The sequence below is a fragment of the Cryobacterium sp. TMT1-3 genome (assembly GCF_004402315.1).
GTDB classification, from domain to species: domain Bacteria; phylum Actinomycetota; class Actinomycetes; order Actinomycetales; family Microbacteriaceae; genus Cryobacterium; species Cryobacterium luteum.
Genome location: NZ_SOFW01000024.1, coordinates 1 through 6275, shown reverse-complemented (window position 1 = coordinate 6275; position 6275 = coordinate 1). Strand labels below are relative to the sequence as shown.

The window sequence follows — 6275 nt, the reverse complement described above, 5'->3', positions numbered from 1 at the left end:
ATTGAGCCCCGGGCGGCCGCGCCCGGGCTCCAGGCCGCGCCGGGGTTCCAGGCCGCGCCCGGGCTCACGCCCACGCCCGGGCCCCAGCCGAGCTCGGCGCCGAACCCCGACTCCAGCGGATGGCTGCACCACGACGGCGTGCGCCTCGATTCGGCGCGGCGCGTGGTGGAGGTGGCGGGGGCATCCGTTCTGCTGACGCGCAGTGAATTCGATCTGCTCGCGCGCCTGCTGCAGCCCGTTGACCGGGTGCACAGCAAGAGCGAACTGATTCTCGAGCTGCGCGGCGACAGGTACGCCACCGCGCTGGTGACGGAGGCCGATAAGCGCTCCCTCGAGGTGCACGTGGCCAACCTGCGCCNGAACTGATTCTCGAGCTGCGCGGCGACAGGTACGCCACCGCGCTGGTGACGGAGGCCGATAAGCGCTCCCTCGAGGTGCACGTGGCCAACCTGCGCCGCAAGATCGGGCCCGCCGAGCGCATCGAAACGGTGCGCGGCGTGGGCTACCGACTGGCGTCGACGACCACCTAACCCGGTCGGGGCCCGGGCCCCGTCCATGGGCCCAGTTTATAACCTGGGCCCGGGGACGGGGCCCGGGCCCCGTCCGCAGTGGGGTGGACGACCTGCCTCAGGATTGACGGCAGAAAGGGGCCGACGATACGCAGGATTGGCCCCAATTTTTCACTGGGCTTCGCACCGCCTGGGCTCAATATAGCCCTAACCTATGGATAAGATCGCTCTATCCTGAGTTGTGCGATGATAGCGGCATAACTTAGATTTCGACTAGACAAATTTCTGCCCAGTGCATGCCGAACACCGGCATTCACACCCAGCACTAGATGGAGAAACATGAACACGTCATCCCGATTCGCCAAACGTCTCAAGGTTCTGGTGCCGCTGGCGCTCGTTGGCGCCCTGGCTCTGTCGGGCTGCAGCGCCGATGCCTCCACCGGCTCTAACGCCGACGCGAAAAAGACCATCACGATCGCCACGTCGAATGACGCCCCCTTCTCGTTCACCGATGCCGCCACGGGCGAGCTCTCGGGCATCGATGGAGAAATGATTCTTGCCATCGCCGAGGCGAAGGGCTGGAACGTCGAGGTCTTCGTCACCGACTTCAACACCCTCATTCCGGCGCTGATGGCCAAGAAGGCCGACGTGATCGTCGACGCCATGTACATCACCGACGCGCGCAAGAAAGAAATCAACTTCACCGACACCTGGTACATGCAGGGCGAAGGCCTGCTCGTACCGGCCGGCTCCACCGTGAAGAACCGCGATGACGTAAAGGGCAAGGTGCTCGGCGCCCAGACCGGAACGGTCTTCACCGACCTCATCGGAACCCTGGAAGGCAGCGAGACCCAGTTCTTCGACTCGCAGGCTGCGCTGATCGCCGCCGTGGAAAACGGCCAGATTGACGCCGCCTTCACCGACAGCGCCGTGCTGGCCTACAGCCTCGTGCAGAAGCCCAACCCGAAGATCGAACTCGTCACCCCGTACACGCCGTACTTTCCCGGCCAGATTGGCGCCGGCGTGCGCATGGAAGACACCGAGCTGCTCGACGACCTCAACTCGGGCCTCGCCGACCTCAAGCAGACCCCCCAGTACCTGGAAATTCTGCAGAAGTACGGACTCGGCGAAGACAACGTCACGGAGTAGCTAACGCACGACTCGTACCGGCCGTTCCCCACCTCGCGGTGGGGAACGGCCGTGTGCGCATGTTTATCCCCCCTAAGTTAGGCGCTCCACCATGGATTTCATCACTGACACCCTTGCAGTGTTCCCTTCGCTGATCGGCGCCGTGCCGATCGTGCTTCAACTCGCTGCCGGCGCCATGATTCTGGCCCTCGTGCTCGGTCTTCTCGTTGCCCTCGCCCGCATCTCCCAGTTCAAGGTGCTGCGGGCCATCGCGGTTTTCTACGTGGAGGTCATTCGCGGCACCCCGCTGCTGGTGCAGCTGGTCTACATCTTCTTCGTGCTGCCGAGCATCGGTATTGCCATCGACCCGATTCCGGCCGGCATTCTGGGCCTCGGGCTCAACTACGCCGCCTACCTGTCTGAGGTCTTTCGTTCGGCCATTCTCTCCGTCGAATCCGGGCAGACCGAAGCGGCACTCTCGCTCGGCTACACCCCCACCAAGGCGCTCTGGAAGGTGGTGATTCCGCAATCGTTCGTCGTCTCGCTCGGACCGATCGGTAACTACTTCATTGCCATGGTCAAAGACACGGCGCTCACCTCGGTCATTGCCGTCACCGAGATTTTGAAGACCGCGAACATTTTGAACAGCCAGACTTTTCAGACCACGGAAATCTACACGGCAGCAGCCATCCTCTACCTGATGCTCAGCCTTCCGCTCTCTCGAATTGTGGTACTTCTCGAACGAAAGGCGCGGTCTCGTGGCTGATAACACCATCATCAATGTCAAGGATGTACACAAGACCTTTGTGTCCGAGGCCAAGCAGTCCTTGTGGGACCGCTTTCGCGGCAAAACCCACGAGGTGAAGCGGGTTGAGGTGCTCAAGGGCGTCAACCTCGAGGTTGCCCAGAGCGAGACGGTGGTCATTCTCGGCTCCAGCGGTTCGGGCAAGAGCACCCTGCTGCGCTGCATCAACAAGCTCGAGACCATCGACGCCGGCCGCATCTACGTGCACGGCCACATGATCGGCTATCGGGAGCAGAACGGCGCGCTCGTCGCGGAGCGGGCATCCGTTACGGCGAAGAAGCGCACCGACGTGGGAATGGTGTTTCAACACTTCAACCTGTTTCTGAACAAGACCGCGCTGGGCAACGTCATGGCCCCGCTGCGCGACATCAAGAACCTCTCGGCCGCTGATGCCCGCATCAAGGCGGTGCACCACCTCGAGATGGTGGGCCTCGGCGACAAGCTCGACAACTACCCGAGCAAGCTCTCGGGCGGCCAGAAGCAGCGCGTGGCCATCGCCCGCGCGCTGGCCATGGAGCCGGCTGTCATGCTCTTCGACGAGCCCACCTCGGCGCTCGACCCCGAGTTGGTCGGTGAGGTTCTCGCCGTCATCAAGCGCATCGCCCAGGCGGGCACCACCATGGTGATCGTCACGCACGAGATGCAGTTCGCCCGCGAGATCGCCACCCGCATCGTGGTCATGGACCAGGGACTGATCGTGGAGGAAGGGCCGCCGGAGACCATCTTCACCAACCCCCAGCACGACAAGACCCGGGCCCTGCTCAGCCGGTCGCAAACGTCGCCGCAGGCTTCCGAGAGCTGAGCCGTGCGGGAGTTCGACGAGCAGATCTACCGACTCTCCCCCGGGCTGGCGCCTTCGTTCACCGTCGAACCCGGCGAGGTGTTCGCGTGCCTCACCCAGGACGCGTCGGGCAACCAGATCGGTGAGGGCGTCAGGCACGCCGACCTCGACCCGAGCCGGGTGTTTGCGGTGAACGGCCCCATCGAGATCGCCGGGGTGAAGGCGGGCGATGCCGTCGGGGTGGAGATTCGCGCCATCGACCCGGCCGAGTGGGGCCACACCTGGACCCGCCCGGGGCTCGGCGTGGGCGCACCGCCCGAGTCGCACGTGCGACGGTTGGCGGCGCGGCATCCGCTCATCGAGTGGGGCACCGGCGCACCCATTGCCGTCACGCCACGGCTGCACATTGGCACCCTCGGCCTGCTCCCCCGCGTCGAGACCGAACCGCGACACCTCGGCGGCTACGGCGGCAACCTCGACTCCGTGCTGTGCGCGGTGGGCTCGACGGTGTGGATCACCGCCCAGGTTGACGGCGGCGGCCTGTTTGTGGGCGATGTGCACGCGGCCATGGGCGACGCCGAGGTCTGCGGCACCGGCATCGAGGTGGCGGCACGCCTCGAGCTCTGCGTGCGCACCCGCACCGACTGGGCGCCCACCTTTGCCACCATCCGGCGCGAGGAGAAGACCTGGATTGTCGTAGACGGCGATGATTTCGACGAGGCGCTGCGCCGCGGGGTCGCCGAGTGCACCCGGCTGCTCGCCGCGCACTTCGGCATGCCCCACAACGATGCCTACCTCGCCGTGGGGTTGCTGCTCGAGGTGCGGGTGTGCCAGGTCGTCAACTCCCGCCGCAGCCTGGCCCTGTCGCTCACCGGCGGCGCCGACGCCGCCCTGGCCCCGGCGTTGCTCTAACAGAGCGGATGCGGGTGGCCGCGTTCCGCGGGCAGCTCGCGCGTTCGCGGGCGGCGCGCTGCGCGGGAGGTACGCCAAGGGGATGCGGGGTTCTCACGAAAGCGGATGCGGAATGGCCGGCCCGCCGGCCCATGCGAGTGCGGCTCGACCAACGAATGTGTGCGGCCTCCCCAACCAACCGGCCCCAGGAACAAGTGGGCGGCGCATGTGCAGCACCACCCCCGGCTACCCGGCGCTCTGCAGCAGAGACAAGTCGATGATCACCACGGCGTCGCGGGAATCGCGAGACAGCCGACCCTGCGCCTTCTGATACCGGGCGTCGGCGGCCGCCTTCTGCTCTGCGGTCATCGATCCAGTGTTTTCCAGGGGCGCCTGGCTCAGGTGCAGCGCGGCGCTCGCGCGCAGGTACCGGGCGTTGCCGCGGTCGAGAACCAGCTCGATAGAGTCTTTCGCCGCCCCCGTTGCCGACGGCCCCGTCTCTTCCCAATAGACCGAGCGCCCCGCAGCACTCTCAACGTGTTTGCTGACCAGTGAATCGCGGCACCAGTCCAGCGTCGTGCCGCCCGCGCCCGCGTCGACGGTCTTCACGTCGAGCAGCATCTTGTCGTTCGCCTTCAACGACGTGCTGGAGGCGTCGGCCGAGACCTGCACGCTTCCGTCGGCGGCAATCGTGGCGGTGAGATTGACGACCGGCTGGTCCCGCAGCGCCAGGCTCTCCGCCCCGATCCAGACCATCCAGGAGACACCGATCAGCAGCAGCAGCGCACCCAGTGCCGCTCCGATGCGGGTTAACAGGTGCGTTTCCAGACGGCGCCAATGAACGGCAGCTCCGCCCAGCAGTACCACCACAATCGCCCACGGAAACAGCTGGGTTTGGTTGCGAATGAGCCGGCCCAGCACGTCACCCTGAATGCCGATCGCCGCCAGCACGGCGAGGGCGAGCGTGATGGATCCGTAGAGTGCCACGCGCGCCGAGACGGGCAGGTCGCCCTCGGTTGGCTTCGCGGCTGCCTTCGTCAACTCGTCATGCAGCACGGTCGGTTCGCCCGCGGCTCTCTGCGGCGCCGTCACTGCCAACTTGCGCGAGAAACGATTCATCAGATCGCCATTCTGTGGGGTAGAGAAAGCTGCCCGAACCCTATCTCCAGACCGCTGCCCCCACTAGGTGGCCACGAGAGCGGATGCGACCGGGCCGCGTTGTGCACGCCGCCACAGCTCAGCGACTCCCCCAGGCCTCACCGACCGCGTCGGCGAAGGGGGAGAACGAGCGCTTGGGCTTCTTCTCATTGCTGGTCAAGTGGTTCAACTTCCTAGATCACGATGCCGTGTCCAAGAACAGTGAAGCACGCCAGTGCACGCCAGCATTTTCGCGATGTATCTGCTAATGCCAGTGGTGCCCTTGTTTTGATAGTATAAATACCAGTAGAGACTAGCCCCTAGTTAGCCATACGGGGTAGACTTGGCCAGCATAGTCGGTATATTCATGGTAGAACACATAGCCTTTCAAGACAGTGTTAGTCATGTTCTCGAGTGCGGTGATCTCTTTGGCATATACTCCCTTGATGGGCATCAGTTCAGACTCCTTTGTGACTGTCGGAATACGCATCATTTGACCTTCGGCCATATATCGAGGCGTACGGTCTGGAACGTCTGCAGCGCCAATAATCTCATCGTATTTCACCGATCCTGCCCTGTCCTCGACCATGAAAGTTAAAACTTTTTTTGCGTCTTCCGTATTCAGGGATACCGCCATTCGGAGCATCCATGTACTACTGACTAATGCGTCTTGATCGGAGTCATCGAGTGAAACTTCGGTGTCAATGCCATCGTTAGGTCCTGTTCTTTGATCTCGCCACTCAGCGACAAAGATATCCTTGTCACGAATAAGCCAGGACACGTACGGCGCCTGCTCATCCTTAGGGAGTGTTTCAAAGATTTCGAACGGCATCTCTTGATATTGCACCAGGTTTTCAGGGACTGCTTCTGCGTATGGGGCGTATTCTGCCACTTGAGGTACTTCGGCGGTTTCTACTGGCGCTGAAGTTGGAGCGGCTGTTTCGGGTACTGACTCGCTTGTTGCTACGGCTGTTTTCGGTGCGCAGCCCGTCAAGCTGAAGAGTGCCACCGCTGTGAGGGTGAT

The 6275-nt window shown here is 63.6% G+C and carries 8 protein-coding genes; 6 read left to right on the top strand and 2 right to left on the bottom strand.

Going from position 1 to position 6275, the window contains the following annotated elements; genetic code table 11:
- The 6 genes from E3O25_RS17755 to E3O25_RS08920 all read left to right on the top strand — a co-directional run.
- Positions 1-366: winged helix-turn-helix domain-containing protein (locus E3O25_RS17755; protein ID WP_166806005.1), on the top strand; the 366-nt coding region annotated here is incomplete at its 5' end.
- A gap of 38 nt (positions 367-404) precedes the next feature.
- The gene (locus E3O25_RS08940) at positions 405-530 is read left to right on the top strand and encodes a winged helix-turn-helix domain-containing protein (RefSeq protein WP_304988808.1); all 126 of its coding nucleotides are present in this window, start codon (positions 405-407) and stop codon (positions 528-530) included.
- Between the two features lie 318 nt (positions 531-848).
- Complete coding sequence (locus tag E3O25_RS08935; RefSeq protein WP_092112210.1) at positions 849-1658, top strand: ABC transporter substrate-binding protein; 810 nt, start codon at positions 849-851, stop codon at positions 1656-1658.
- A 91-nt stretch (positions 1659-1749) separates the two neighbouring features.
- A complete protein-coding gene (locus tag E3O25_RS08930) occupies positions 1750-2403 on the top strand; it encodes an amino acid ABC transporter permease (RefSeq protein WP_092112209.1) in 654 nt (217 codons plus the stop codon).
- A gap of 61 nt (positions 2404-2464) precedes the next feature.
- Positions 2465-3244 (top strand): amino acid ABC transporter ATP-binding protein, encoded by a 780-nt coding sequence (locus E3O25_RS08925; RefSeq protein ID WP_092112274.1) that lies wholly within the window; start codon positions 2465-2467, stop codon positions 3242-3244.
- A 3-nt stretch (positions 3245-3247) separates the two neighbouring features.
- Positions 3248-4135, top strand: coding sequence for an acetamidase/formamidase family protein (locus E3O25_RS08920; RefSeq protein ID WP_134360970.1), 888 nt, complete (start codon positions 3248-3250; stop codon positions 4133-4135).
- 225 nt (positions 4136-4360) lie between these two features.
- Here E3O25_RS08920 and E3O25_RS08915 read toward each other — a convergent pair whose 3' ends face one another.
- Both E3O25_RS08915 and E3O25_RS08910 read right to left on the bottom strand, forming a co-directional pair.
- Positions 4361-5233 (bottom strand): hypothetical protein, encoded by an 873-nt coding sequence (locus tag E3O25_RS08915; protein ID WP_134360969.1) that lies wholly within the window; start codon positions 5231-5233, stop codon positions 4361-4363.
- 331 nt (positions 5234-5564) lie between these two features.
- A partial coding sequence (locus E3O25_RS08910) for a hypothetical protein (protein ID WP_206750213.1) occupies positions 5565-6275 on the bottom strand: 711 nt, incomplete at its 5' end.